The organism is Streptomyces sp. NPDC088350 (genome assembly GCF_044753545.1).
Lineage (GTDB): Bacteria > Actinomycetota > Actinomycetes > Streptomycetales > Streptomycetaceae > Streptomyces.
In genome coordinates this window covers 802,964-827,913 of sequence record NZ_JBIVNL010000002.1, presented here as the reverse complement: position 1 = coordinate 827,913, position 24,950 = coordinate 802,964, and the positions used below count along the sequence as shown (strand labels likewise).

21 protein-coding genes are annotated in these 24,950 nt (G+C 71.1%); 4 read left to right on the top strand and 17 right to left on the bottom strand.

From position 1 onward, the window contains the following. Positions 1 to 19: 19 nt before the first annotated feature. Positions 20 to 1,819, bottom strand: coding sequence for a gamma-glutamyltransferase (gene ggt, locus ACIQBL_RS08845; protein WP_401938454.1), 1,800 nt, complete (start codon positions 1,817 to 1,819; stop codon positions 20 to 22). Positions 1,820 to 1,962: 143 nt separating this feature from the next. On the opposite strand from ggt, the gene ACIQBL_RS08840 reads away from it, so the two are divergent. Together ACIQBL_RS08840 and ACIQBL_RS08835 are read left to right on the top strand one after the other, a co-directional pair. Beyond that, positions 1,963 to 2,718 carry a hypothetical protein gene (locus ACIQBL_RS08840; protein ID WP_401938451.1) on the top strand — a complete coding sequence of 252 codons (756 nt, stop codon included), beginning with the start codon at positions 1,963 to 1,965 and terminating at the stop codon, positions 2,716 to 2,718. A 120-nt stretch (positions 2,719 to 2,838) separates the two neighbouring features. Next, on the top strand, positions 2,839 to 4,407 hold the full coding sequence (locus ACIQBL_RS08835; protein ID WP_401938449.1) for an alpha/beta fold hydrolase: 1,569 nt from the start codon (positions 2,839 to 2,841) through the stop codon (positions 4,405 to 4,407). A gap of 36 nt (positions 4,408 to 4,443) precedes the next feature. On the opposite strand, the gene ACIQBL_RS08830 is transcribed toward ACIQBL_RS08835, so the two are convergent. The 5 genes from ACIQBL_RS08830 to ACIQBL_RS08810 all read right to left on the bottom strand — a co-directional run bounded on the left by ACIQBL_RS08830 (position 4,444) and on the right by ACIQBL_RS08810 (position 8,146). Beyond that, positions 4,444 to 5,301, bottom strand: coding sequence for an amino acid ABC transporter permease (locus ACIQBL_RS08830; RefSeq protein ID WP_401938447.1), 858 nt, complete (start codon positions 5,299 to 5,301; stop codon positions 4,444 to 4,446). After that, positions 5,298 to 5,942, bottom strand: a complete 645-nt coding sequence (locus tag ACIQBL_RS08825) for an amino acid ABC transporter permease (protein ID WP_401938446.1) — start codon at positions 5,940 to 5,942, stop codon at positions 5,298 to 5,300. The genes ACIQBL_RS08830 and ACIQBL_RS08825 overlap by 4 nt, the downstream gene beginning before the upstream one ends. An 11-nt stretch (positions 5,943 to 5,953) precedes the next feature. Beyond that, complete coding sequence (locus ACIQBL_RS08820) at positions 5,954 to 6,865, bottom strand: glutamate ABC transporter substrate-binding protein (RefSeq protein WP_401938443.1); 912 nt, start codon at positions 6,863 to 6,865, stop codon at positions 5,954 to 5,956. Between the two features lie 17 nt (positions 6,866 to 6,882). Beyond that, positions 6,883 to 7,626 carry an amino acid ABC transporter ATP-binding protein gene (locus ACIQBL_RS08815; protein ID WP_401938441.1) on the bottom strand — a complete coding sequence of 248 codons (744 nt, stop codon included), beginning with the start codon at positions 7,624 to 7,626 and terminating at the stop codon, positions 6,883 to 6,885. A gap of 112 nt (positions 7,627 to 7,738) precedes the next feature. Next, positions 7,739 to 8,146 (bottom strand): DUF6278 family protein, encoded by a 408-nt coding sequence (locus tag ACIQBL_RS08810; RefSeq protein WP_401938438.1) that lies wholly within the window; start codon positions 8,144 to 8,146, stop codon positions 7,739 to 7,741. Between the two features lie 148 nt (positions 8,147 to 8,294). Between ACIQBL_RS08810 and ACIQBL_RS08805 the strand changes: the two genes are divergently transcribed. Further along, a complete protein-coding gene (locus tag ACIQBL_RS08805; RefSeq protein WP_401938436.1) occupies positions 8,295 to 9,545 on the top strand; it encodes a lipase in 1,251 nt (416 codons plus the stop codon). A gap of 19 nt (positions 9,546 to 9,564) precedes the next feature. Here the strand turns inward: ACIQBL_RS08805 and ACIQBL_RS08800 are convergent, their stop codons facing one another. The 8 genes from ACIQBL_RS08800 to ACIQBL_RS08765 all read right to left on the bottom strand — a co-directional run bounded on the left by ACIQBL_RS08800 (position 9,565) and on the right by ACIQBL_RS08765 (position 20,905). Then, positions 9,565 to 10,344 (bottom strand): exodeoxyribonuclease III, encoded by a 780-nt coding sequence (locus tag ACIQBL_RS08800; RefSeq protein WP_401938433.1) that lies wholly within the window; start codon positions 10,342 to 10,344, stop codon positions 9,565 to 9,567. 30 nt (positions 10,345 to 10,374) lie between these two features. Further along, positions 10,375 to 11,010 carry an MBL fold metallo-hydrolase gene (locus ACIQBL_RS08795; RefSeq protein ID WP_401938431.1) on the bottom strand — a complete coding sequence of 212 codons (636 nt, stop codon included), beginning with the start codon at positions 11,008 to 11,010 and terminating at the stop codon, positions 10,375 to 10,377. A 92-nt stretch (positions 11,011 to 11,102) separates the two neighbouring features. Next, entirely contained in the window at positions 11,103 to 12,392 is a 1,290-nt protein-coding gene (pcaC, locus tag ACIQBL_RS08790; protein WP_401938948.1) for a 4-carboxymuconolactone decarboxylase, read from the bottom strand. 191 nt (positions 12,393 to 12,583) lie between these two features. Further along, positions 12,584 to 14,644: an SWIM zinc finger family protein gene (locus tag ACIQBL_RS08785; protein ID WP_401938429.1), complete on the bottom strand. Its 2,061-nt coding sequence runs from the start codon at positions 14,642 to 14,644 to the stop codon at positions 12,584 to 12,586. Between the two features lie 668 nt (positions 14,645 to 15,312). Beyond that, complete coding sequence (locus ACIQBL_RS08780; RefSeq protein WP_401938426.1) at positions 15,313 to 18,147, bottom strand: SNF2-related protein; 2,835 nt, start codon at positions 18,145 to 18,147, stop codon at positions 15,313 to 15,315. 96 nt (positions 18,148 to 18,243) lie between these two features. Further along, a complete protein-coding gene (locus tag ACIQBL_RS08775; RefSeq protein WP_401938424.1) occupies positions 18,244 to 18,825 on the bottom strand; it encodes a sugar kinase in 582 nt (193 codons plus the stop codon). Continuing rightward, entirely contained in the window at positions 18,822 to 19,970 is a 1,149-nt protein-coding gene (locus tag ACIQBL_RS08770) for an ROK family glucokinase (protein WP_401938422.1), read from the bottom strand. The genes ACIQBL_RS08775 and ACIQBL_RS08770 overlap by 4 nt, the downstream gene beginning before the upstream one ends. A gap of 197 nt (positions 19,971 to 20,167) precedes the next feature. Further along, a complete protein-coding gene (locus tag ACIQBL_RS08765) occupies positions 20,168 to 20,905 on the bottom strand; it encodes a GntR family transcriptional regulator (protein WP_401938947.1) in 738 nt (245 codons plus the stop codon). Positions 20,906 to 21,034: 129 nt separating this feature from the next. Between ACIQBL_RS08765 and ACIQBL_RS08760 the strand changes: the two genes are divergently transcribed. After that, positions 21,035 to 22,051 (top strand): Gfo/Idh/MocA family oxidoreductase, encoded by a 1,017-nt coding sequence (locus tag ACIQBL_RS08760; RefSeq protein WP_401938421.1) that lies wholly within the window; start codon positions 21,035 to 21,037, stop codon positions 22,049 to 22,051. Between the two features lie 440 nt (positions 22,052 to 22,491). On the opposite strand, the gene ACIQBL_RS08755 is transcribed toward ACIQBL_RS08760, so the two are convergent. The 3 genes from ACIQBL_RS08755 to ACIQBL_RS08745 all read right to left on the bottom strand — a co-directional run bounded on the left by ACIQBL_RS08755 (position 22,492) and on the right by ACIQBL_RS08745 (position 24,897). Beyond that, on the bottom strand, positions 22,492 to 22,890 hold the full coding sequence (locus ACIQBL_RS08755; RefSeq protein ID WP_401938944.1) for a PaaI family thioesterase: 399 nt from the start codon (positions 22,888 to 22,890) through the stop codon (positions 22,492 to 22,494). A gap of 75 nt (positions 22,891 to 22,965) precedes the next feature. Continuing rightward, positions 22,966 to 24,150, bottom strand: a complete 1,185-nt coding sequence (locus tag ACIQBL_RS08750; RefSeq protein ID WP_401938420.1) for a cytochrome P450 — start codon at positions 24,148 to 24,150, stop codon at positions 22,966 to 22,968. A gap of 66 nt (positions 24,151 to 24,216) precedes the next feature. Further along, positions 24,217 to 24,897 (bottom strand): response regulator, encoded by a 681-nt coding sequence (locus ACIQBL_RS08745; RefSeq protein WP_401938417.1) that lies wholly within the window; start codon positions 24,895 to 24,897, stop codon positions 24,217 to 24,219. Between the last annotated feature and the right edge of the window lie 53 nt (positions 24,898 to 24,950).

The following is a 24,950-nucleotide window of genomic DNA, read 5'->3' as shown; positions in this document are numbered from 1 at the left end:
CGCTCCCGCGGACCGCGTACTACGGAGCAGGATCCACCACCTGCGCGGAACCACCACCCCGCCGAACCGTCTCCGCCGCCGCCAGCCACTTCCCACCCGGCAGCCGCTGCACACCGGTCGCCGCCCCGATCTCGGGGTTCAAGGTGAAGGAGTGCCCGATGGCCTGCAGCTGCGTCTTCAAGTCACTGTTGTAGAGCGCCGGTTCGAGGTCCGTGTTCGCCGCGTTGCGCTGACTCGCGCGCGGCGCCGCGATCGCGTCGACCAGCGGGAGCCTCCGGTCCAAGAACTCCGTGAGGGTCTGCAGCACGGTCGTGATGATCGTCGAGCCACCGGGTGAACCGAGGGCCACGACCGGCTTGTTGTGCTTGTCGAGGACGATCGTCGGCGAGATCGACGAGCGCGGGCGCTTGCCCGGTCCCGGCAGGTTCGGGTCGTGGACGGCCGGGTTGGCCGGGGTGAAGGAGAAGTCGGTCAGCTCGTTGTTGAGCAGGAAACCGCGGCCGGGCACGGTCATCGCGCTACCGCCGGTCTGCTCGATGGTGAGCGTGTAGGAGACGACGTTGCCCCACTTGTCGGCGACGGTGAGGTGCGTGGTGTTCTCGCCCTCGTACGTCGTCGGGGCGGCCGTCCCGGTGGCGGTGCAGGCCGTCGGGTGGCGCGGGTCGGCGGGCGCCAGCGGGCTGGTGAGCACCGCGTCGTCCTTGATGAGGCAGGCGCGCGAGTCGGCGAACTTCTGCGAGAGCAGTTCCTTCGTGGGCACGTCCTCGAAGGCGGGGTCGCCGACCCAGCGCCCCCGGTCCGCGAACGCGATCCGGCTGGCCTCGATGTAGTGGTGCAGGTACTGGACCTCGCTGGCCTTCGAAAGGTCCGTCTTCTCAAGGATGTTGAGGGCCTCGCCGACAGTCGTGCCGCCGGAGGAGGAGGGCGCGATGGAGTAGACACCGAGTCCGCGGTACGACGTCTTCGTGGGCGCCTGGAGTTTGGCGCGGTAGGCCGCGAGGTCCTTGGCGGACAGCTTGCCGGGGCGGGCGTTCCACCCGGAACTGGCGTCCACCTTCGGGGTGTTCACCGTGGCGAGGATGTCCTTACCGAGGGCGCCTCGATAGATGTCACCGATCCCCTTCTTGCCCAACTCCTTGTAGGTAGCGGCGAGTTCGGGGTTCTTGAACGTCGAGCCGACGACCGGTAGCGCGCCGCCCGGCAGGAACAGCTTTGCCGTGTCGGGGAAGTAGCGGAAGCGGGTCTCGTTGGCCGCCGTCTGGGTGCGGAAGGTGTCGTCGACCGTGAAGCCGTCGCTCGCGATCCGTTCGGCGGGCTTGAGCACCGTGCCGAGCTTCTTGCTGCCCCACTGGTCGAGCGCCGTCTGCCAGGTGGCGGGCGTGCCCGGGGTGCCGACGCCGAGGCCGCTGCTGACGGCGTCGGCGAAGGCGAGGGCCTTGCCGTTCTCCACGAAGAGGTGGGAGTCGGCGGTCAGCGGCGCGGTCTCGCGGCCGTCGATGGTGTGCACCGTACGGGACTTGGCGTCGTAGTAGACGAAGTAGCCGCCTCCGCCGATGCCGGAGGAGTAGGGCTCGGTGACGCCGAGGGCGGCGGCGGTGGCGACGGCCGCGTCGACCGCATTGCCGCCCTTCTTCAGGACCTCGATACCGGCGGCGGTGGCGTCCGCGTCGACGCTCGCCACGGCGCCGCCGTAGCCGACGGCGACCGGAACCTTCGTCGGTGTGCTGCTCGTTGCGGCCGGTGGAGCCGTGGCCCCTACCGACACTACGGCGGCCGAGACCGCCAGGACCGACAGTTTCCGTGCCACAGGGCGACGCATCCGTACCTCCAGTCCAGAACCGTCCGCGCAGCGTATCCACCTGGCACGGGCCCCGACAGACCGCTTCCGGCCGCCGCCACACGAACGTCACACGTCGAACACCGGTACGTACCAGCCACGTCGGGCCGCTAGCATGCGCGCCCATGAATGACGACGTGCGCAACATCGTTCTGGGCGTGGCCGCCGCCGGCGTCAGTGCCGCGCTCGGCTGGCTGGCCCGCACCTATCTGTGGAAGCGCAAACTCCGGCGCAAACAGGCGTTCTTCGGGCTGCCCGACAACTCCGAGTCGCTGCTCGTGGTGAACCGCGAGGCGGGCGGCCCCGAACTCACGGTGATGCGGCACGACGTGTTCGCCCTCCTCGAACTCGCCGCCCTGATCAAGGACTGCAACGCGCACGCCCAGGTCGTCGCGCACGACGCGGCCCAGCAGGGCTTCGGCGAACGCACCGAGTTCTGCGTGGGCGGCCCGGCCTCGAATCGCCGGATGGCCGCGCATCTGGCGTCCCTGCTGCCCGGCATCCGCGTCAACGTCGACCCGGAGCCCGGGCCGGACCGGGGCGCGTTCCAAGTAGGCAGCGAGCGCTACCGGCTTGAGCCCGGCAAGGGCGAGTACGTGCTTCTCGCCCGCCTCACCGCCGGCCAACTCGGCGGCGCCCGGCCGGTGTTCCTCTTCTGCGGCCAGCGCGCGATCACCAACCAGGCGGCGACCCGCTATCTCGCCCGCAACCACGAGAAGCTGGCCCGCAAACACGGCGGCAGCTCCTTCGTCCTGCTGCTGAAGGTGGTCAACTCACAGGCGTACGGCCCCGATGTGGTCGAGCTGGTGGCGGACGTGACACGGGCGGCGGAGACTCCGCTACCCGCACCGGCACCACGCAGTTCGCACCGCGCCTCCTGAGTTCGCGCACACTTCAACAATCGTTACTGGCACGTAACTTACCGACGGGTTACCTGAGGTAAAGGGCCAAGGTTACCGTCGGGTCACTTTGCACTTACACGAGTGAGGAGTGGCCCGTCCGTGGCACACCACCGCAAGGCCCTGCGTACGACCGCCGTGGGCGCCGTCTCCGCGACCCTGGTCGCCGGAAGCGTCCTCGGGCTCGCCCCCGCCGCCCAGGGCGCCACGAACGGCGTGCGCTTCGTCGACATCACCGGCGACGGCGGTACGAAGCTCGCGGCGAACGTCGTCACGCCCGCGGGCGCGGACGGTTCGCGCAGCTACCCCCTCCTGGTCATGCCCACGAGCTGGGGCTTCCCGCAGGTCCAGTACCTGGCCCAGGCCGAGAAACTCGCGAACTCCGGCTATGTCGTGGTGAGTTACAACGTCCGCGGCTTCTGGCAGTCCGGTGGCGGAATAGAGGTGGCGGGTCCGCCCGACGTGGCCGACGCGTCCAGGGTGATCGACTGGGCGCTCGCCAACACCCCGTCCGACGCGGGGCACATCGGCATGGCGGGCGTGTCGTACGGCGCCGGCATCAGCCTCCTCGCCGCCGCACACGACAAGCGGATCAAGGCAGTTGCCTCGCTCAGCGGCTGGGCGGACCTGATCGACTCGATCTACTCGGGCCGCACCGAGCACGTGCAGGCGACCGCCCTGCTGGACGGCGTCGGCCTCGTCACCGGCCGCCCGAGCGCGGAGACGAGCCAGGTCTTCAAGGACTTCTTCGCCTCCGACCTGTCCAAGGAACAGGAGTTGATCGACTGGGGGAAGGAGCGCTCCCCCGCAACGTACGTCGATCAGATCAACAGGAACGGCGCGGCGATCATGCTCGCCAACGCATGGGGCGACACGATCTTCCCGCCCAGCCAAATAGCCGAGTTCTACGGCACGTTGAGCGGCCCCAAGCGGCTCGAACTCCGCCCCGGCGACCACGCCACCGCCGAGCTGACCGGACTGTTCGGGCTGCCCAACGACGTGTGGACGGACACCGAGCGCTGGTTCGACCACTACCTCAAGGGGGAGGACAACGGGATCGACCGCGAGCAGCCCGTGGAGCTCAAGTCCCGTTCCACGGGCGGCTACGAGGGCTACCCGGACTGGAAGTCGGTCGGCGCGACGCGGAAGAAGATCGACCTCGCGGGCACGACCACCCTCCACACCAACGTCGACTCGGGCGCGGACGGCGGAATCGTCTTCCTGTCCAGCATCCTCGACCAGGTGGCGCAGATGCCCCCGGTCGCCGCGATCCCCCTGCTCCCCCGCCGCTGGGCCGCCGTGTGGCAGTCGGGGAAGTACCCGAACGCCCAACAGGTGCGCGGCACCGTGAAGTTGCATACGACGGTCACGGACACCAAGGAGAGCGGCACCCTCGTCGCCTACCTCTACGACGTGGGCCCGCTCGGCCTCGGCAAGCTGGTCGGCAACGCGCCGTACACCTGGCACGGTCGGACACCCGGCAAGCCGTTCGGTGTGGACCTGGAGTTGTTCTCCACGGCCTACGACGTCCCGGCAGGGCATCGTCTCGCGCTGGTCGTCGACACGGTCGACCCGCTCTACATCGAGCACAACCCGTCCGGCGCGCAGCTGACCTTCTCCTCGCCGGCGAACGACCCGTCGTACGTGTCGATCCCGCTGCGCGAGCAGTGATCTCCGGCTGCCGCCGGCCGGGCACGTGCCCTTCTACTACTGCATCCGCGGCAGCAGCGTCCCTGGTTCGGCCGGTGCCACGTCCTCGGCCTCGGTCTTGGGACTGCGCTGCTCCCGGCGGGACACCCATCCGGCGAACCAGGAGAGCAGCATGCACATCCCGATGTAGATCGGCGAGATCACCATCACCACGGGGATGAACGGCAAATCGTAGTCGAGGTTCGACGCGATCAGCTTCCCGGCGTGGAGAAACTCCTCATAGGTGATCAGATAGCCCAGCGAGGTGTCCTTCAGGGCGACCACCAACTGGCTGATGATGGCGGGCAGCATGGCCCGTACCGCCTGCGGCACCAGGACGTACGACATGACGTGGACCTTGCGCATGCCGAGGGCGAACGCGGCCTCCCGCTGGCCGCGTTCGACGCTGTTGACACCGGAGCGGAACACCTCGGCGAGCACCGAGCCGTTGTAGAGGGTGAGGCCGGCGACCAGCGCGGGCAGCGGCTGGACCTTGAGCGCCACGAAGATGAAGAAGATCATCACCAGGACGGGCATGGCGCGGAAGAACTCCACGACGAGCGTCGACAGCCAGCGCACGGGACGGTGGTCGGAGAGGCGTCCCACCGCGAGCAGGGTCCCAAGTGCCAGTGACAGTACGGCCGCCAGCCCGAAGGCCTTGAGCGTGTTGCCGAGGCCGCGCAGCAGCAGTTCCTGAATTCCCTTGTACTCGAAGGGCATCCACTTCGTGTAGGTGAACTGGTCGGTGTCGAACAGGAGATAGAGGATCCAGCCGAGCAGCCCGAGGATGACGGCTGTGGACGCGATGCCGTAAAGGCGGTGCCGCTTACGGGTCTTGGGGCCGGGGACGTCGTAGAGGGCGTTGGCGGTGGTCATCGGGCGACTCCCCACTTCCTCTCCAGCACGTTGAACAGCGCGCTGATGGCGAGGGTGATGATCAGGTAGCCGAGGGCGATCCAGACGAAGGTCCAGACGATGTTGTAGCCGAGTTCGCTCAACGTCCGGTACGTGCCGAGGAGTTCGGTGACGCTGAACGCGCCCGCGATCGCCGAGTTCTTGGCGAGGGCGATCAGTGTGGAGCCGACCGGTGGGATCACCGAGCGGAACGCCTGCGGCAGCACGACCAGTCCGAGGGTCTGCCCGAAGGACATCCCGAGCGTACGAGCCGCCTCCCCCTGTCCCCTGGGCACGGTGTTGATGCCGGAGCGCAGCGCCTCGCAGATGAACGCCGAGGTGTAGCAGCCGAGTGCCAGGACCGCGAACACCTTGAAGGGCAGCACGAGTCCGAAGCGCGGCAGCCCGAGCAGCACCGCGAAGAACAGCAGGGTGAGCGGGGTGTTGCGGAGCACGGTCACCCACACCGTTCCGAACACCCGCAGCGAACCGACGGGGGCGACCCGGAAGGAGGCCATGAGGAAGCCGAGGACGAGCGCCAACACCGAGGCGTAGACGGTGAGTTCGACGGTGCCGAGGAAGCCGTCGCCGAAGGTCGAGAAGTTGTCTGTCAGTACGTTCACATCGGCCTCGCTCAGCTCGCCGGGTAGCGGTCGATCGCGGGCGGGGTGGGCGCGGGCACTCCGGACAGGCCGAGCGTCGCCTCGTACGCCTTCTTCCAGTCGCCGTTCTTCTCACGGGCCTCCAACGCGTCGTCGAGGGCGAAGCGCAGGGCGTTGTCGCCGTGCGGGACTCCGATGCCGTACGGCTCCTTCGAGAAGGGTGTGCCGACGACCTTGAGCTGATCGGGGACCTTCGCCGCGTAGCCGATGAGGATCGCGTCGTCGGTGGTGACGGCGGCGACCTGGTAGGTGAGGAGGTTGTCGACGCAGACCGAGTAGGTGTCGTAGGCGACGAGTTGGGCCTTGGGGTAGTCGTCCTTGATGCGCTGGTACGGCGTGGAGCCGGCCGCCGAGCAGACGCGTTTGCCGGCGAGGTCCTGCGGGCCGTGGATGTCGTGCTCGTCGGCGCGGACGAGGAGCGACTGGCCGGCCAGGTAGTAGGGGCCGGCGAAGCCGACGAGTTTCTTGCGCAGGTCGTTGATGGTGTAGGTGCCGACGTAGTAGTCGATCTGGCCGTTCTGCAGGGCGGTTTCGCGGTTGGCGGAGGCGATCGTCTTGAAGCGGACGGTCTGCGGGGCGAGGCCGAGGGAGGCCGACATCATCTTGGCGATCTCGATGTCGAAGCCGGAGTAGGTGCCCGTCGCGGGGTCCTTCTCGCCGAGGTAGGGCTGGTCCTCCTTGGCGCCGACGGTGAAGTGGCCGCGCTTCTTCGCCCGCTTCCAGGTCGGCGAGTCGGGGAGCTGAAAGCCGTGCGCCACTTGGTAGTTGGGGAGTTGCCCGGCGGCCGGGCCCTTGACGGGCGGGCTGCCCTCCTTGCCGCAGGCACTCGCGAGCAGCGCGGTGAGCGTGACGACGGCGAACGACACACGGGTGGTACGGGACATGGATCGCACTCCCCCGCTCAGTGCTTGAGGATCTTGGACAGGAAGTCCTTGGCCCGGTCGGTGCGCGGGTTGGTGAAGAACTCCTCGGGGGTGCGGTCCTCGACGACGCGGCCGTCGGCCATGAACACGACGCGGTTGGCGGCGGAGCGGGCAAAGCCCATCTCGTGGGTGACGACGACCATCGTCATGCCGTCGTGGGCGAGTTGGCGCATGACTTCGAGGACTTCGTTGATCATCTCCGGGTCGAGGGCCGAGGTCGGCTCGTCGAAGAGCAGGGCCTTGGGTTCCATGGCGAGGGCGCGGGCGATGGCCACGCGCTGCTGCTGGCCGCCGGAGAGCTGCGCGGGGTACTTGGGCGCCTGGGAGGCGAGGCCCACGCGGTCCAGGAGTTCCAACGACCGCTTGTCGGCGTCCTCCCGCCTGCGCTTGCGGACTTTGATCTGGGCCAGCGAGACGTTCTGCAGGACCGTCCTGTGGGCGAACAGGTTGAAGGACTGGAAGACCATGCCGACCTCGGCGCGGAGCTTCGCGAGGGCCTTGCCCTCCTCGGGCAGCGGCTGCCCGTCGAGCCGGATCGTCCCGGACTCGATGGTCTCCAGCCGGTTGATCGCCCGGCACAGCGTCGACTTTCCCGACCCCGACGGGCCGATGACCACGACCACCTCCCCCTTGCCGACGGTGAGGTTGATGTCCTGCAGGACATGCAGCTCCCCGTAGTACTTGTTGACGTCACGCAGTTCGATCAACGGATCGACGGCCATGCCCAGCCCTACTCACTCTCAGCTGTGTCGTGGTTGCCGCAAACTATCCACACAAGAGCGGAGCCAAGGCACGACACGCACTTTTCGGGCATTAGCCGTATTTAACCTCCAGTTACTCCTCGGCGACCTCGGCGTACAGCTGCGAGAGCTCGGGCACACCACTGGCGGCCCACTCATGACCGGAGGCCACGACGTCGAACTCGCGCCCGGAGACGAGCCGTACGACGGGCTGGCCGTTCGCCCAGATCTCCCAGGCGGCGCCCGGCACCGTGCGCACGATGACGGTCCCCAGATACAGACCGGCGTCGTTGCCGAGCCAGGACAGGGTCTCCTCGTCGTCCCGCCAGCGCGGCACCAGTTGGTCGAGCGCCTCCAACGAGCTTGCGGTGTCGTCGAGTCGGATGCCCTCCCGGGCCGCGTGCGCGCGGAGCAGCTCGCACTCTGCCAGCAGTTCGGCGATGCCCTCGGGGTCGTGAGTACGGTGCTTCTCGCCCCGGTCGCCCAGGAATGGGATGTTCATCCGTCCAGCGTGTCATTCGCACCGCCGTGCGCACCACAGGGCGTCGCCGGTGGCGTGTCAGCACCCCGTCCCGAGCGGGGGAAAGCCCTTCTCCCGAGGGCGGGTTGGCCGGATGGTGGGCGCGATGTCCGCTTCGTACGGTCGGGGTATGAAGCGGACAGGCAAGTTGATGGTGATGTCGTCGGTGGCCGTCGCCCTGATGGTGAGCGGGTCGGTGGCCGCGGAGGCCGCTCCGGTCGCGTCGGTTCGGGCGGCACCCGATACGACCCGGGGGCGGCTGGTGTCGGTCGTCCACCTGCGGACGCTGTCCGCGCGGCAGGTGGCCGCCGAGCTGAAGAGCGACGAGGGCGGTGCCTGGGACACCGGGACCGTCCGCTACGGCGTGGACACGTACCGGGTCGTGTACCGCACGGTGGACGCGAAGGGCCGGCCCACCACCGCCAGCGGGCTGCTGGCGTTCCCGCGCGGTGGTGAACGGCGGCTGCGGACGGTGTCGTTCACGCACGGCACCGAACTCTTCAAGGGCGATGTCGCCTCGGTGTCGGACGAGGTGTGGGGCCAGGCGCCCGCCCTGACCTACGCGTCGGCGGGCTTCGCCGTCGTACTCCCGGACTACCTGGGTCTCGGCCTCGGCCCCGGGCCGCAGGCGTGGATGGACGTGCCCTCCGAGACGACGGCCGCGCTGGATCTGCTGCGGGCCGCGGACTCCTTCGCGCCCGCGGTGGGGCGGCAGTTGGGGCACGAGGTGCTGGCCACCGGTTTCTCCCAGGGGGCGTCGGCGGCGCTCGGGCTGGCGCGGGCGCTGCGGGAGGGGGCCGATCCCCGTTTCCGGGTCGCGGCGGTGGCACCGATCAGCGGTGCGTACGCCTTCCGGGACGTGTCGCTGCCCGCCCTGCTGGACGGGCGGGCGGACCCGAAGGACGGCGTGATCTACGCCGCGCTCGCACTGGTCTCCTTCAACCGGCTCCATCACTTCTACGACAGCCCCGGCGAGGTCTTCCGGGCGCCGTACTCCCGCACGATCGAGGGCCTGTTGGACGGCACGCACACCGGGCAGGAGGTCGTGGCCCGCACCCCGGGCACGATCGACGGGCTGCTCACCCGGCACGGGCGGGCACTGCTCGCGCACCCGACGGGCGGACTGGCCGCCGCGCTGCGGGTGACCGACGGGGTGTGCACGGGCTGGACCCCGCGGGCGCCCGTCCGGCTGTACTACGCCGAGGGCGACGAGCAGGCCGTGAACGGGAACAGCGAGCACTGCCAGGCGTCGTTCCGGGCACGCGGTGTCGGGGTGCCGCTGGTCGACCTCGGCACTCCGGACTACGGCGGCTCCCGCCATCTGGGCTCCCAGCAGGCGGGAACGGCGGCCGTGGTGCGGTGGTTCGTGTCGCTGCGCTGACCGGGCGGGTCTCCTCGGGTCAGACGTCCAGGTCCACGACGACCGGCGCGTGGTCCGAGGCGCCCTTGCCCTTGCGCTCCTCGCGGTCGACGTAGGAGTCGGTGACGGCCTTCGCGAACGGTTCGTTGCCGTAGACCAGGTCGATGCGCATGCCGCGGTTCTTCGGGAAGGCGAGCTGGCGGTAGTCCCAGTACGTGTACGGGTGGTCGTACTTCAGGGGGCGCGGGACCACGTCGGACAGACCCGCGTCGCGCAGGGCGGTCAGGGCGGCGCGCTCGGCGGGGGTGACGTGGGTGAGGCCCTCGAAGGCGGCCACGTCGAAGACGTCGTCGTCCGTCGGTGCCACGTTGTAGTCGCCGAGCACCGCGAACGGGCGGCTGCCGTGGGCGTCTTTCGCGACGGCCGCCTTGAGGGCCTCGAACCACTGGAGCTTGTACGCGTAGTGGGGGTGGTCCACCTCGCGGCCGTTCGGCACGTACACCGACCAGACGCGGACCGGGCCGCAGGTCGCCGAGATGGCGCGGGGTTCCTGGACACCCTCGTAACCGGGGTCCCCGGGAAGGCCCTTGACCACCTCGTCGAGTCCTACGCGGGAGAGCACCGCCACGCCGTTCCACCGGCCGGTCGCGTTGACCGCCGCCTCGTAGCCCGCCTCGCGGAGCTGGTCGAACGGGAACTGCTCCTCGGCCAGCTTGGCCTCCTGGAGGCAGAGCACGTCGGTGCCACTGCTCTCCAGCCAGGCCAGGAGCCTCGGCAGACGGGCGGTGATCGAGTTCACGTTCCAGGTCGCGATGCGCATGACTCACAACCTACCGGGCGGGTCTGACACTCACAGGTCCGCTGCCTCGCCCGGCGCCAGTCGCAGGTGCTCCGCGCCGCCGAGCGCGCCGATCTGGTGGTCGTAGATCGGGCGGGCGAGGTCGGTGAGCAGGGCGTCGTGGATGTCGTAGGCGCGCTGCGGCTTGACCTCGCGGACGTAGTCGATGACCTCGGAGATCTTGCTCCAGGGGGCCATGACCGGGAGCATCAGGGTCTCGACGGTGTGGTCGGGGACGGTGAGGGCGTCGCCGGGGTGGAAGACGCGGCCGTCGTCGATGAGGTAGCCGACGTTGGTGATGCGCGGGATGTCGGGGTGGATCACGGCGTGCAGTTCGCCGTGGACCTGGACGTCGAAGCCGGCCGCCGTGAAGGTGTCGCCGTGGCCGACCGTGTGCACGCGGCCGGGGAAGGCGGCGGAGAGCTGGTCCGCGACCGACTTCAGCGTCCAGATCTCGGCGGCCGGGTTGGCCTCCAGGCCGGCCCGCAGGCGGTCCTCGTTGAAGTGGTCGAGGTGCTCGTGGGTGACCAGGATCGCGTCGGCACCGACCGCCGCGTCCTCCTCGGTGAAGGTGCCGGGGTCGATGACGAGCGCCCGGCCGTCCTTCTCCAGGCGGATGCAGGCGTGCGACTTCTTGGTGAGCTTCATGGGTCCATCCTGCCGTTGCGCGACTCCGGGCGGGCGCCTCAGGGTGGTGCTTTCGGTGCCAGTCTGAAGATCACTCCGTGGGGTTCTGGAGATCACTCCGTGGGGGTCGTCTCCTCGCGGATGACCTGCTGGGCGACCTTGAAGGCGCTGTTCGCCGCAGGCACCCCGCAGTACACGGCCGCTTGGAGGAGGACCTCCTTGATCTCGGCCGGGGTGAGGCCGTTGCGCAGCGCCGCCCGGGTGTGGAAGGCCAGCTCGTCCAGGTGGCCGCCCGCGACCAGCGCGGTGAGGGTGACACAGCTGCGCGAGCGCCGGTCGAGGCCGGGGCGGTCCCAGATCTCGCCCCACGCGTACCGGGTGATGAACTCCTGGAAGTCGCCGGAGAACTCGTCGGCCTGCGCCAGCGCCCGGTCGACGTGCGCGTCGCCGAGCACCTCCCGGCGGACCTTGATACCGGCGTCGTAGGGGTCCGGACGGCCCATGACCTGCGGCGGTACGAGGGGCGGCGGCGCGATCTCGGCGATGGGCGCGAGCTGCGGCGGCGCGGCGGGGAGCGATGCGACCGGGGCCGTCACGACGGCGACCTGCCCGGTGGACGGGTCGTAGGCCGGCTGCCAGCCGGTGGAGAAGTGCCGGACGAGGAGGTCGGTGACGGCGGCGGGCTGCTCGACCGGGACCAGGTGCGAGGCGCCGGGTACGACGGCGAGGCGGGCGTCCGGAATGCCGGCGACCAGGGTGCGGGCCTCGGCGGGGCCGGTGACCTGGTCGTCCGAGCCGACAAGGACGAGGGTCGGCACACCGATGCGGCCGAGTTCGGCCCGTACGTCGAACGCGGCCAGCGCCTCGCACGCGGCGATGTAGCAGCCGGGGTCGGTGGTGCGCACCATCTGCACGGCCCACTCGGTGATCGCGGGCTGCGCGGCGGCGAACCCGCCGGTGAACCAGCGTTCGGGCGAGGTGCGGGCGATGGGGTCGAGCCCGTTGGTGCGCACGATCACCCCGCGCTGGCGGAACTCGTCCGCCGTGCCGAAGCGGGGCGAGGCGGCGATCAGCGCCAGCGAGGCCACCCGCTCCGGGTGACGCAGCGCCAGTTCGAGACCTACGGCCCCGCCGAGCGCGCAGCCCGCGTAGCCGAAGCGCTGCACGCCGAGGGCGTCGAGGGTGGCCAGCAGCCGGTCGGCCAGCTCGGACACCGAGCCGGTCGGGTGGGCGGGCGAGCCGCCGTGGCCCGGCAGGTCGTACCGGAAGACCCGCCACTGTTTCGCCAGTTCGGGCACCTGGCGATCGAACATGTGCCAGGTCGTCCCGAGTGACGGGCCCAGGAGGAGAACAGGGGCGTCTTCGGGGCCGTCGAAGCGGTACTGGAGGGCGGGGGTGTTCATGTCGCTCACCGCTCCAACGTAACCGGCATTTCTTACGGTCCGGTTGTGGGGCCCCCGGTCTCCCCACCTGGCTCCCGCACATCGACGGGGAACCCACACATCGCCTTCACCGGATTTCGGGCGGGGGCGGGGACGGGGAGTCCGTGGTGGGTGGTCTGCGGCTCCGACGGTGGGGGGGGCGTCTGTACGGCTCAGAGTTCGCCGGGTGCGCCCAGGCCGGTGAGGGCGCCGACCGGATCCAGGTCGGGGGTGCCTCGGGGCCACCAGTCCTCGTGGCCCGGTTCCGACTCGTAGGCGTACCACAAGCCGTCGCGGCCCAGGCGGAGTTGGACGTGGCCGTGGGGGTGGGTGAGGTGGTTGTGCCAGGGACGGAAGGCCGGGAGGTCGGCGGCGAGGAGGAGCGGGCGGGCCCGGTCGAAGCGGCCGGCCGGCGGGTCCCAGGGCTCTTCGAGCACCGCGAGGCCCTCGATGCCGCCCTGCCGCCAGGCGGCGACCGCGCGCGCCAGCTCGCCCGGGCCGCGCCCGGTGGCCTTGGCGAGGGAGGCGTAGAGGGAGCGGGTGGTGGCGGTCAGCCCGGAACCGGGGCGGGCGGCGGCGAGCCGTACCGCGTCCTGCCACAGCGTCAGGTCTCCGACCGGGTCCCGGCCGGTGCTCAGCAGCGCGTGCGCGCGGGCGGCGGCGTCGGTCGCCAACTGGTCGAGGGCGAAGGGATCCGGGCCGCCGGGCGCCGCCGGGTACACGGGAGGCTGCTCGGGGTGCGGGGGCGTGGGCAACGGGGGTGGCAGCGGCGGGAGTCGGCGCGGCGCGAGGGCATCGGTGGCCCGCACGCCCGGGAGCGGCGCCGGTTCCTGCTCCTGGGCGGCGCGGGCCGCGCGGGCCGCGTTGCGGCGGGACAGGGCGTCGAGCAGCGGGCGTTCGCCCCGGCCGCGCAGCAGGAGCAGCACGAAGGGGTCGGCGTCGAGGAGACGCGCGGTCTGGTAGCAGAGCGCGGCGGCGTGCTTGCAGGGGTGACCGGAGTCGGGGCAACTGCACAGGGGGTCGAGGTCGCCGGGCCCCGGCAGCAACGGAACGCCGCTCTCCGCAAGGGACTTGGGCATCTCCTTGTCGAGCAGCGCGGCGATGTGTCCCGGCCGGTCGGCGGCGGCGTCCAGGAACCGCTCCCAGTCCGCCTCGTCGAGCGTCCGCAACCGCACCTGCACGCGGTACGGACGCGGGCGGCTGCCCTGCACATACGCGAGCACGAGTCCCGGCGTCACGGTGATCGCGTCGACGTGTCCCTTCTCCGCGTAACTCCGGCCCCGCGCAAGCCGCTTGGCGTCCAGCGCGCCCTCCTCCAAGGCGGTCACCCAGGCGTTGCCCCACCAGGTCTCGGCGAAGCCCGTGCCGGCGTGCGAGGGGAGGGGTGGGAAGGCGGGGAAGGTACGGCGCAGGTCGCTGTCGCGGGAGGGGGAGGCCATCGAGGTGGGGGGTCGGGGGGGCGTGGTCGTAGGGGTGAGGGTGGTCGGGGGGGCGGTGGGCTGCTCTTCCGGGTCGGTACGGTCCGGTGTCCGTACGTCTCGACTCGCTTGACCTGCATGGTCGTTGGCGCCGGGCGGCACCGCGTCGGAGTCCTCGTCCTGGGGCATCCGGAAGGCGTCGGCGACCAGGTCCCGGATCGCACGGGCACGGACGGCTTCGACGCCGTTGGGTTCCTGGGCGCGCGGTCGTGAGGCGAAGGAGGGGCGGGGGCGAGGTGATCGGGAGGACGCGGGCCCGGTATCGGTCCGGACCCGCTGCACCTCGCGTCGGGCCGTTCGCAACGCCTCGCGCGCCGCATCGGCGGGACGGGTTGCCGACTGGTCCGGGGCATCGTCGCCGGCCGCCAGGGCGGGGAGATCGGCGTGGGTGTCCACCGCGTTGGCGGGGACACCGGTCGCGCTGTCCCGGGAGGTGCGTGCGGAGGCGCTCGTGGCGGAGTCGCCGGGCACCTCTTCCGAGGGGCCGGCCACCGTAGCCGCCTCGCGTCGAACCGGCAGCGCTCCGCGCAGCGCCGCGCGGGCGGCATCGCCGGGGCGCGGCACGGACGGCGAGGGACCGGCAGGCGGAGGTGCCTTGACCTCGGTCTCCCCGATCTCCTCGGGATCGCTCGGCATCGGTGCGCGAGCCACCAACTCCCCAGGATCCACCGGGCGTTCCGCACGCTTCTCCGGCACCCTCTCCCGACGCTCACGCGCCGCCCGCAGCGCTTGACGTGCCAGGTCGGCGGGGCGCATCGGTCGTTCGTCGGCCGGTGCGCTCGTCTCCTCCGGCGCCGGTGTCCGAGTCGGCTCGCTTTCGTCTGTCGCAAGTCGTGCGGCCCGCTCCTCCGGCTCGGCTTCGTCCGACTCAAGTCCGGCAGGCTGGTCCGGCGCGCCTTGGCCGGTTGCAAGTCCGGCAGCCTGCGCCGGCTCACTCTCGCCGGACTCACATCCCACGGCTTGCTCCGCTTCAGGTTCGCCCGCCCTGGGCCCGGCAGCCTGACCCGGCGCACCTTCGCCCGCTCCTGGCCCGGCGGCCTGCTCCAGCTCTCCCTCGCCCGTCCCAAGCCCCGCTGCCTGGTCCAGCTCGCTTTCGCCCGCCCCAAGTCCGGCAGCCTGCTGCGGCTCGCGTTCTCCGGACTCACATCCCGCGGCCTGCTCCGCCTCAGGTTCGCCCGCCCCGAGCCCGGCAGCCTGACCCGGCTCTCCCTCACTCGTCCCAAGCCCCGCTGCCTGACCCGGCTCACCTTCACCCGCTCCCGGCCCAGCGGCCTGACCACCCGCCCCGAGCCCGGCGGCCTGATCCAGCTCTCCCTCGCCCGTCCCAAGCCCCGCTGCCTGGTCCAGCTCGCTTTCGCCCGCCCCTGGCACGACAACCCGCTCGGCTTCACCGTTCCCGAGCCCCCCGCCCCGCCCCACCCCCGTCACGACGGCCTCCGCAGCGACACCAGATCCGACAGCTCCCGGTCCGTCAGCTCTGTCAAAGAAGACTCCCCGGAGCCGAGGATCGCGTCGGCCAACGCCCGTTTGGATTCGAGCATTTCGGCGATGCGGTCCTCGACCGTGCCCTCGGTGATGAGGCGGTGGACCTGGACGGGCTGGGTCTGGCCGATGCGGTACGCGCGGTCGGTGGCCTGTTCCTCGACGGCCGGGTTCCACCAGCGGTCGAAGTGGACGACGTGGCCCGCGCGGGTGAGGTTCAGGCCGGTGCCCGCCGCCTTCAGGGAGAGGACGAGGACCGGGGTCGCGCCGCTCTGGAAACGGTCGACCATGCGCTCCCGCTCCGGTACCGGTGTGCCGCCGTGGAGCAGCTCGACCGGGACCGCGCGGGCCGACAGGTGGGAGGTGATGAGGCGGGCCATGCCGACGTACTGCGTGAAGACGATCGCGGAACCGTCCTCCGACAGCAGCGTGTCCAACAGCTCGTCCAGAAGGGCGAGTTTGCCGGAGCGGGCGGCCAGGCGGTCTCCCGTGGCCTGTGCCGCCGTGTGCTCCTCCTTGAGGTACAGCGCGGGGTGGTCGCAGATCTGCTTCAGGGACGTGAGGAGCTTCAGGACCAGGCCCCGGCGCGCGATGCCGTCGGTCGTCTCGATCGCCAGCATCGACTCCCGCACCACCGCCTCGTAGAGCGAGGCCTGTTCGCGGGTGAGCGGGACCGGGTGGTCCGTCTCCGTCTTGGGCGGGAGTTCGGGGACGATGCCCGGGTCGGACTTCTTGCGGCGCAGGAGGAAAGGGCGGACCAGGCGGGCGAGCCGGGTCACCGCCTCCTCGTCCTCGCCGTTCTCCACCGCGCGCGCGTGCCGGGCGCGGAAGGACTTGAGGGGGCCGAGGAGTCCGGGGGTCGTCCAGTCGAGGAGTGCCCACAGTTCGGAGAGGTTGTTCTCGACCGGTGTGCCGGTGAGTGCCACGCGCGCGGGGGTCGGGATCGTGCGCAGTGCCTTCGCCGTCGCCGAGTACGGGTTCTTGACGTGCTGTGCCTCGTCCGCGACGACCATGCCCCACGGCTGCTGGGCCAGCGTGGGCGCGGCCGAGCGCATCGTGCCGTACGTCGTGAGGACGAAGCCGCCCGTCAGGTCCTCCAGGGTGCGGTCCGGGCCGTGGAAGCGGCGGACGGGGACTCCGGGGGCGAAGCGGGTGATCTCCCGCTGCCAGTTGCCGAGAAGGGAGGCGGGGCAGATCACGAGCGTGGGTTCGCGGTGTGCCCGGCGCAGGTGGAGGGCGATGAGGGTGATCGTCTTGCCGAGGCCCATGTCGTCGGCGAGGCAGCCGCCCAGGCCGAGGGAGGTCATGAGGTCGAGCCAGGCCAGGCCCCGGAGTTGGTAGTCCCGGAGGGTCGCCTGGAGACCGGGTGGCGGGTCGGCGGGCTGGATGCCTGCCGTCAGGCGGTCGCGCAGGGTGGCCAACGCGCCCACCGGGACGGCCTCCACCCGCTCGCCGTCGACCTCCGCCGTGCCGGTGAGCGCGACGGACAGCGCGTCGACCGGATCCAGCAGGCCCAGTTCGCGTTTGCGGGCCTTGCGGACGAGGGCCGGGTCGACCAGGACCCACTGGTCCCTCAGCCGTACGACCGGGCGGTGGGCCTCGGCCAGCATGTCCATCTCGGCCTCGCTGAGCGGGTCGCCGCCGAGCGCCAACTGCCAGCGGAACTGGAGCAGTTCCTCGCTCTCGAAGAAGCCCGTCCCGTCGGTCGCCGAACCCGGCGCCGACCGGACCACCGCCGCCGCCGTCAGGTCCTGTGCCAGGTCCCGGGGCCAGTGGACGGCGACCCCGGCCGCCGCGAGCCGGGTGGCCGCCATGCCGAGCAGGTCGCCCAACTCCTCCTCGGACAGGGCGAGTACGTCGGGCACGTCCTGTTCGGTGAGGCGGTCCAGCGGGGGCCAGACGCGCGCGGCCCGGCGTACCGCCAGCGCGGCGTCCACGCGTGCGCGTGGGCCGAAGGCGATGTCCGCCGTGCCCGCCCACAGGGCCGCCGCGTCGACCACGAGGGTCGGGTCGGCGAGGCTGTGCACCTGGACGAGCGCCGCGCCCGCGCTGCGTACCGTCCCGGCGCCGTCGAACAGGTCGTAGGCCGACAGGTCCAGGCGGAGCGAGATCCGCACGCCCGCGTCCATACCGGCGGCGACCTCGGCGGCCCAGTCCTGGGCGCCGGGCAGGCGCTGCGGCGGGCGGGCCGCGAAGGGCATCCCGGAGGTGTACGGCGCGGCGGGGGTGCGGGGCAGGGTGTCCGCGACCGCGTCCAGGAAGGAGCGCATCAGCGCTTCCGGCTCGGGCAGCCGCAGCGGGCCCGGGCCGGGCAGCGGGACCGCGTGGCCCTCGTACGGCAGGGCCGCCGCCACCGCGCGGACGTGCGCGATGTCCTCCGGTTCCAGCGGGCCCGCGCGCCAGGCGTCGTGGCCCGTCGCGGTGAGGCCCGGGAGCAGCCGGCCGCGCGCCGCGAGCCGCAGCGCGTGCAGGGCGGCGGCGCCCCAGCAGGCCGTGGCGGGATGGGCGGCGGGGTCGCGGCGGGCGCGCACGAGCAGCGGCAGTGCCGCTTCGATCGGCAGGGTCAGTGCGGGGGTGGGCCTGCGGCGGACTCCGGCGCCGTGTCGTCGTACGACGGTCAACTCGGTCTGTTCCACGCCCTCTTCGGCTTCGGGGAGTGCGCGCTCGCCGTCGGGGTCCCAGAAGGCGACCCGGCCCTCGCGCGGGACGACCGGGGACGGCAGGAAGACCGCGGCCAGTCGTGTGGAGATCTGCTCCGTGAGTGCCGTGTCCGTCATACGTCCTGTCACCTCCCGCCCGTCAGTCGTGTCAGCTGTCTTCGACTCTACGGGCGGGGTCTGACAATCGGCCCCGGGACCGGCCGGGGCCACCCGCTAGGGGACCGTGCGGGAGACGACGTACACCATGGGGAGGGCCGGGTCGGACAGGTTCACCACGATGTCCTGGGTGGGTGCCGGGTCCTTCTGCTTGTTGACGACGCCCCACCAGGGGCCCGGGCCCGTGAACCTCCAGCCGGTGATCTTCTGGTCGCGGGCGCTGATGGTGATGTCGTTCTTCTTCAGCGTGTCCCGGTTTACGTCGATGCCCGCGAGGAAGGTGTCCAGGCCGGCGTCGGTGGTCTGGAACTGGACGTAGAGGCGGCTGGTCTTCCAGTTGTTGGTCTCGTAGAAGGCGACCTCTTCCGCCGGGTGCGGGACGGGCACCTGGTAGAGGCGCCGCTGCACCTTGGAGGGCCAGCCCACGGTGAGCCCGGTCGCCGAGTACTTGTACTCCTTGTCCTTGCCGCTGTTGCGGCTCTGGTTCGCGGAGATCGCCAGATAGACGGCCGGGACGCCGATGAGCAGCACGATGATGAGCAGGGTGATCGCTCGGCGGCGGGCCTTGTGGCGGGGGTCCTCGGGTGGTCGCGGCGGCTCGTCGCGGGGGACGGCCTGGCGGGGCAGCGACGCGATCATGCCGTGTCCTGGCTGCCGCGCCGGAACTCCGCGAACCGCTCGTAGCGCTCGTACCGCTCGACCCGGCGGCGCTTGGCGCGCCGGAAGCGGCGGGCGACCAGGCGCGCGAGGTCGGCGGCGCCGACCATGCCGGCCTCGGGGCCGAGCTGGGCGCGCACTATGCGGGCCTCGGGGCGGTAGCCGCGGCCCGTGAGCTGGCGCTTGAACGCGTCCCGTGCGGGGCCGATCAGCAGGTCGTCGGCGGCCGAGACACCGCCGCCGATCACGAAGCAGGACGGGTCGAGGGCGGCGGCGAGGTTGGCGATACCGACGCCGAGCCACTGGCCGATGTCCTGGAGCAGCTCGATGCACATCGCGTCGCCCTCGCGGGCCAGCTCGGTGATCATCGGGCCGGTGATCTCGTTGATGTTGCCCTTGACGTGCTCGATGATCCCGTACGCCACCGGGGAGTCGGCCGCGGCCAGCTCACGGGCCTCCCTGACCAGCGCGTTGCCGGAGCTGTACTGCTCCCAGCAGCCGCGGTTGCCGCACGGGCAGCGGTGGCCGCCGGGCACGACCTGCATATGGCCGAACTCGCCGGCGACGCCGTACTTGCCGCGCTTGACCTGGCCGTCCTCCAGGATCGCGCCGCCGATGCCGGTGCCGAGCGTGATCATGACCAGGTGGTCCTCGCCGCGGCCGGCGCCGAAGCGCCACTCGGCCCAGGCGGCGGTGTTGGCGTCGTTGTCCACCAGGACGGGCACGGAGAGCCTGCTCGTGATGCGGTCCCTGAGGGGCTCGTTCCGCCACGACAGGTGGGGCGCGAACAGGACGCGGTTGCGTTCGGCGTCGACCCAGCCAGCCGCGCCGATGCCGACCGCGTGGACGTCGTGGCGGTCGGACAGGTCCAGGACCAGTTCGACGATGGTGTCCTCGACGACCTTGGGGCTCTTGGACTTGTCCGGGGTCTCCGTGCGGAGCTTCTCCAGGATGTTGCCGTCGGCGTCCACGACGCCCGCCATGACCTTGGTGCCGCCGATGTCGATGCCGACCGTGGGCACGCGGGGGGCCGTCAGGTGCGAACGCCGCTCCCGGGTTCCGACGGTACGGAGCGCGGGCGCGCGGCGGGAGCCTATGGGGGCGCTGAAGTTGCCGTAGGTGCTCATCAAGGCCCGATTCTGCCTCACCGTGACACCAGGTGCTGTGCGGGGGCGCGGAGGGGGTGCGGATCGTTGTTCAGTGCGGGTGCATCGTGGCTGGTCGCGCAGTTCCCCGCGCCCCTGAAGAAGGGGCGCTGTAGCGGGCGTCAGCCAATTCGCACTGTCCGGACATTACGACAAATATCACGGACGAAGCGGTGCACTCAGGGACGTACCAGGAGTTGGAACTCGAACGAGTAACGCGTCGGCCGATACGTATGGCTGCCGAATTCCACCGCGCGGCCCGTGTCGTCGAACGTCGTGCGTTGCATGGTGAGGAGTGGGGCGCCCTCCGTCTCGGCCAGCCGCTCGGCCTCCTCCGCCGTCGCGCCGCGGGCGCCGATGGACTGGCGGGCGCTGTGCAGGGTGATACCGGCGGTGCGCATCATCCGGTACAGGCCGGTGGCCTCCAGCTGCGCGCTGTCGAGGTTGAGCAGACCGAGCGGCAGGTGGTTGCTCAGGTACGCCATCGGCTCGCCGTGCGCGAGGCGCAGTCTGTCGATGCGGTGCACCTCGCTGTCCTCGGCCACACCGAGTGCCGCCGCCACCTCGGCGGACGCCGGGACGATGCTGTTGACGAGGACCTTCGTGGCGGGGCGCTGCCCGGCCGCCTCCAGGTCGTCGAAGAGGCTGCTGAGTTCCAGCGGGCGTTTGACCTGGCTGTGCACGACCTGGGTGCCGACTCCTCGGCGGCGCACCAGGAGACCCTTGTCGACCAGTGACTGGATGGCCTGGCGGACCGTGGGCCGGGACAGGCCGAGCCGGGCGGCCAGCTCGATCTCGTTGCCCAGCAGGCTGCCCGGGGTGAGCGAGCCGTGTTCGATCGCGGCTTCCAGTTGTTGGGACAGCTGGAAGTACAGCGGCACCGGGCTGCTCCGGTCCACGCTGAGCTCGAGCGTCACGGTCGGGTCCACTTCTGGTTTCGGCACGGGGCGAGCGTAGCTCTGTGAATGGTTGACGGGAAGTGATGTAGTTCGATTGTCCGGACATACGCATTGACAGCGTGCCTGGTCGGCCCTCAGTTTGTTTCCATGCGCATCGGAGTCATCGGTACGGGCCGCATCGGGACCATCCATGCCAGGACTCTCAGCCGTCATCGTGAGGTCGGTTCGCTGATCCTCACGGACGTGGACCCGGCACGGGCCCAGGAGCTGGCGAACCGGCTGGGGGAAACGGCGGCACCGAGTACGGAGGAGATCTTCAAGTGGGGCGTGGACGCCGTGGTGATCACGACGGCGACCTCGGCGCACGCGGAGCTGATAGGCAGGGCGGCCCGTTCCGGGCTCCCGGTGTTCTGCGAGAAGCCCATCGCTCTCGACCTGCCGGGCTCGCTCCAGGCGATCGCCGAGGTCGAGACCGCCGGAACAGTTCTCCAGATGGGGTTCCAGCGCCGGTTCGACGCGGGGTACACGGGTGCCCGGGAGGCGGTGCGCTCGGGGCGGCTGGGACGGCTGCACACCGTGCGGGCGACGACCTCCGACCAGACGCCTCCCCCGGCCGCCTATCTGCCGATCTCCGGCGGGCTGTACCGGGACGCCCTGATCCACGACTTCGACATGCTGCGCTGGGTGACCGGCCGCGAGGTCGTCGACGTGTACGCGGCCGGTTCGGACGCCGGGCCCGCGATGTTCCGCGAGGCCGGTGACATCGACACGGCCGCGGCGGTCCTCACGCTGGACGACGGCACACTGGCCACGGCGACGGCCTCCCGGCTGAACGGGGCGGGCTACGACGTCCGCATGGAACTCGCCGGGGAACTCGACCAGGTCGTCGTCGGCCTGGACGACCGGACGCCGATCGCGTCCACGGAGCCGACCGGGCCGCCGGCCGCGACCAAGCCGTGGACCGGTTTCCTGGAGCGCTTCGGGCCCGCCTACGAGGCCGAACTGGTCGCCTTCGTCGAGGTCGTGGTCGGCCAGCGCACCAACCCGTGCGACGGGCGCGAGGCCTTGCAGGCACTGCGGATCGCCGAGGCCTGCGAGGTGTCCAGACGCGAGCGCAGACCGGTCCGCCTCGCGGAGATCGCGGGCGCGTACGCGCTTGGTTGAGCGCGCTTGGTCGGGCACGTGCATCGCGGTCGGTCGAGCAGGCGTATCGCCGGGGCGGCCACGTCCGTCGCGATCACGAACTCGCAGTGCGGGCAGGGCAGTTGGTACGGCCGCACCACGTTGGTCTGCACGCTGTCCTTGGCCGCCTCCTTCGCCTCGGGGCAGTAGGAACCGAGGTGCAGCCGCACCCAGGGGTGGCTGGTCGGGGCCATGGCCTGCTTGTCCTCACGGGCGTCCTTGAAAGGCGCCCACCAGAAGTCCACCAAGGCCCGCTCGGCGCCGCGTTCGTAGACCTGCGTGCGGCCGACCCGCTCGCAGACGAAGCAGTCCACGCAGCACTCCAGCCGTGAACTCCAGTGCATGTTGCGGAAGTTGCCGCCGGTGATCGCTCCGGTCGGCTCTGCGGTGATCTCCGCGGTGCGCGGCATCCCCGGCTCCCCTCAGGACGTGTGGATCGGCAGTACCGTGCCCTGGGCGACCGCGCACAGGGCCTCCGTGCCGTCGTCGGCGACCGTGAGGACGTCGCAGCGGACCACGGCCTGGCGACGGCCGGCTCGCACGACCTCGGCGCGGGCGAGCAGGGTACGGCCGGCGGCCGGGCGGACGTACTGGATGGAGAGGCCGCCGGTGAGGATCGCCGGGCCGAGGACCGAGCCGGCGGCGAAGGTGAGCGCGTTGTCGGCGGCGTAGGAGAGAACTCCGCCGTGTACGTAGCCGTTCTGCTGGTGGAGGTCCTCCCTGATGTCGATCTCCAGCGTGGCGGCACCGTCCCCGAAGGCGCTCAGGCGCGCGCCGAGCAGCCTGCTGAAAGGCTGGCTCTCCAGCGCCTTCCGCGCCATGGGCAGGTCGAACTCGACAAGTGCGGTCACGAGGGCGTGCCTCCTAGGGCTTCCACTACGGCTTTCGTCACGGCCTTACCAGCGCACCGGCAGGGTACGCATCCCGCGCATCAGCATGCCCGGGAGCCAGTCGCCGGGCGGGCCGTCCAGGGCGAGGCCGGGGGCGCGCTCCAGGAGGGTGCGTATCGCGGTGCGTGCTTCGAGGCGGGCCAAGGGGGCGCCGAGGCAGTAGTGGATGCCGTGGCCGAAGGCGAGGTGGCCGCGGGCGTCGCGACGGATGTCGAAGCGGTCCGGGGCGGGAAAGCGGTCCCCGTCGCGGTCGGCCGCGGTCAGGCCGACCATGACCGGATCGCCCTCCTCGACGAGGGTGCCGGCGATCTCCAGGGGCTCGGCGGCAAACCGGAACGTGCCGTTCTCCACCGGGCCCTCGTAGCGCAGCATCTCCTCGATCGCGCCGTCGAGGAGGGCCATGTCGGCCCGCAGGGCGGCGAGTTGGCCGGGGTGCGTGAGCAGGGCATGGACGCCGCTGGTGAGGAGGTTGACGGTGGTCTCGTGGCCGGCGATGAGCAGGATGAAGGCCATGCCCCGCAGTTCCCGCGGGGAGAGCCGGTCGCCGTCCTCGGCGGTGGTGCGGATCAGGTCGCTGAGCAGGTCGTCGCCCGGGCCGGCGCAGCGCTTGTCCTCGATCAGGTCGGCGAGATACTCGGCGAGCCGCACGAACGCGTCGTACTCGCTGCCCGAACTGGTCGGCGCGACCGCCTCGTTGGACAGCTTGCGGAACTCCGCGCGGTCCATCTCGGGCACGCCGAGGAGTTCGCAGATCACGGTGATCGGCAGCGGATAGGAGAGCGCGTCGACCAGGTCGGCGCGGCCTGCCGGGAGCATCGCGTCGAGGAGGTCGTCGGTGATCTGCTGGACACGCGGGCGCAGTTCCTCGACCCGGCGCGCGGTGAACGAGCGGGTGATCAGTCCGCGCAGGCGGGTGTGCTGCGGCGGGTCGGCGATCAGCAGGTACTTGCCGATCAGCTCCTCGTCGAGGAACGTCACCCCGATCTTGCCGCCGTCCTTGGCCAGGCGGGGGTCGGTCAGCGCCGCGCGCGCCTCCTCGTACCCGACGATCAGCCAGGTCACGTGGTGCTCGTCCGCCACCGGCAGGCGCACGCGGTGCACCGGGCCCAGCTCGCGCAGCATGGCGTACACCGGATGCGGGTCCCGCCGGAACCCCTCGCCGAACTCCCCCAGGTCGATCACCTCGGTCATGCCTTCCCCCCTCCGGGACGATCCCCCGAGATCTCCCAGCGCAGTGAGAACGCACGGCGTCCGCCGCTAGTGCCCGTCCGACCCGTCCTCTTCGAGCAGGCCGGCGTCGTATGCCAACAGGGCGATCTGTACGCGGTTGTTGAGGTCGAGCTTGGCCAGGATGCGGGAGACGTGGGTCTTGACGGTGGCGACGCTCATGAAGAGGCCGGTGGCGATCTCGGCGTTGGCGAGGCCCTGTCCGACGGCGACGGCGACCTCGCGTTCGCGGTCTCCCAGGGCGGCGACGCGGTCACGCGCGCGTGCCCGGCGGATGTCGGTGGCGCTGCCCGCCGCGTGCTCCATCAGCTGGCGGGTGACCGCGGGCGACAGCACGGGATCGCCGGCCGCGACCCGGCGTACCGCGTCGAGGATCTCGGCGGGCGGGGTGTCCTTGAGGACGAATCCGGCGGCGCCCGCGCGGAGGGCCCGTAGCACCTGTTCGTCGGCGTGGAAGGTGGTGAGGACCACGACCTGGGGCGCGGCACCGCGGGCGCGCAGCCGTTGCGTGGCGGTCAGTCCGTCCACCGACGGCATACGGATGTCCATGAGGACGACGTCCGGGTGGACGCGGTCGACGAGTTCCTCGACCTCACTGCCGTCGGCGGCCTCGCCGACGATCTCGATGTCGGCGGCACCGCCCAGCATGAGGGACAGTCCGGCCCGCACCAGCGGGTCGTCGTCGACGAGGAGCAGTCTGATCGCGGTCATGGGGCTACGTAACCACGACCCCGCGCGCGGAAGCCCCGTCACGCATGCCTCCG

Coding starts and splice junctions, on each gene's coding strand:
- pcaC (WP_401938948.1), bottom strand. CDS start 12,392: ATGAACACCCCCGCCCTCCAGTACCGCTTCGACGGCCCCGAAGACGCC.
- ACIQBL_RS08785 (WP_401938429.1), bottom strand. CDS start 14,644: ATGCGCCCCGCCGACCTGGCACGTCAAGCGCTGCGGGCGGCGCGTGAG.
- ACIQBL_RS08780 (WP_401938426.1), bottom strand. CDS start 18,147: ATGACGGACACGGCACTCACGGAGCAGATCTCCACACGACTGGCCGCG.
- ACIQBL_RS08810 (WP_401938438.1), bottom strand. CDS start 8,146: ATGAACATCCCATTCCTGGGCGACCGGGGCGAGAAGCACCGTACTCAC.
- ACIQBL_RS08840 (WP_401938451.1), top strand. CDS start 1,963: ATGAATGACGACGTGCGCAACATCGTTCTGGGCGTGGCCGCCGCCGGC.
- ACIQBL_RS08775 (WP_401938424.1), bottom strand. CDS start 18,825: ATGATCGCGTCGCTGCCCCGCCAGGCCGTCCCCCGCGACGAGCCGCCG.
- ACIQBL_RS08770 (WP_401938422.1), bottom strand. CDS start 19,970: ATGAGCACCTACGGCAACTTCAGCGCCCCCATAGGCTCCCGCCGCGCG.
- ACIQBL_RS08830 (WP_401938447.1), bottom strand. CDS start 5,301: ATGACCACCGCCAACGCCCTCTACGACGTCCCCGGCCCCAAGACCCGT.
- ACIQBL_RS08820 (WP_401938443.1), bottom strand. CDS start 6,865: ATGTCCCGTACCACCCGTGTGTCGTTCGCCGTCGTCACGCTCACCGCG.
- ACIQBL_RS08750 (WP_401938420.1), bottom strand. CDS start 24,150: ATGACCGAGGTGATCGACCTGGGGGAGTTCGGCGAGGGGTTCCGGCGG.
- ACIQBL_RS08755 (WP_401938944.1), bottom strand. CDS start 22,890: ATGGCGCGGAAGGCGCTGGAGAGCCAGCCTTTCAGCAGGCTGCTCGGC.
- ACIQBL_RS08805 (WP_401938436.1), top strand. CDS start 8,295: ATGAAGCGGACAGGCAAGTTGATGGTGATGTCGTCGGTGGCCGTCGCC.
- ggt (WP_401938454.1), bottom strand. CDS start 1,819: ATGCGTCGCCCTGTGGCACGGAAACTGTCGGTCCTGGCGGTCTCGGCC.
- ACIQBL_RS08795 (WP_401938431.1), bottom strand. CDS start 11,010: ATGAAGCTCACCAAGAAGTCGCACGCCTGCATCCGCCTGGAGAAGGAC.
- ACIQBL_RS08800 (WP_401938433.1), bottom strand. CDS start 10,344: ATGCGCATCGCGACCTGGAACGTGAACTCGATCACCGCCCGTCTGCCG.
- ACIQBL_RS08745 (WP_401938417.1), bottom strand. CDS start 24,897: ATGACCGCGATCAGACTGCTCCTCGTCGACGACGACCCGCTGGTGCGG.
- ACIQBL_RS08760 (WP_401938421.1), top strand. CDS start 21,035: ATGCGCATCGGAGTCATCGGTACGGGCCGCATCGGGACCATCCATGCC.
- ACIQBL_RS08815 (WP_401938441.1), bottom strand. CDS start 7,626: ATGGCCGTCGATCCGTTGATCGAACTGCGTGACGTCAACAAGTACTAC.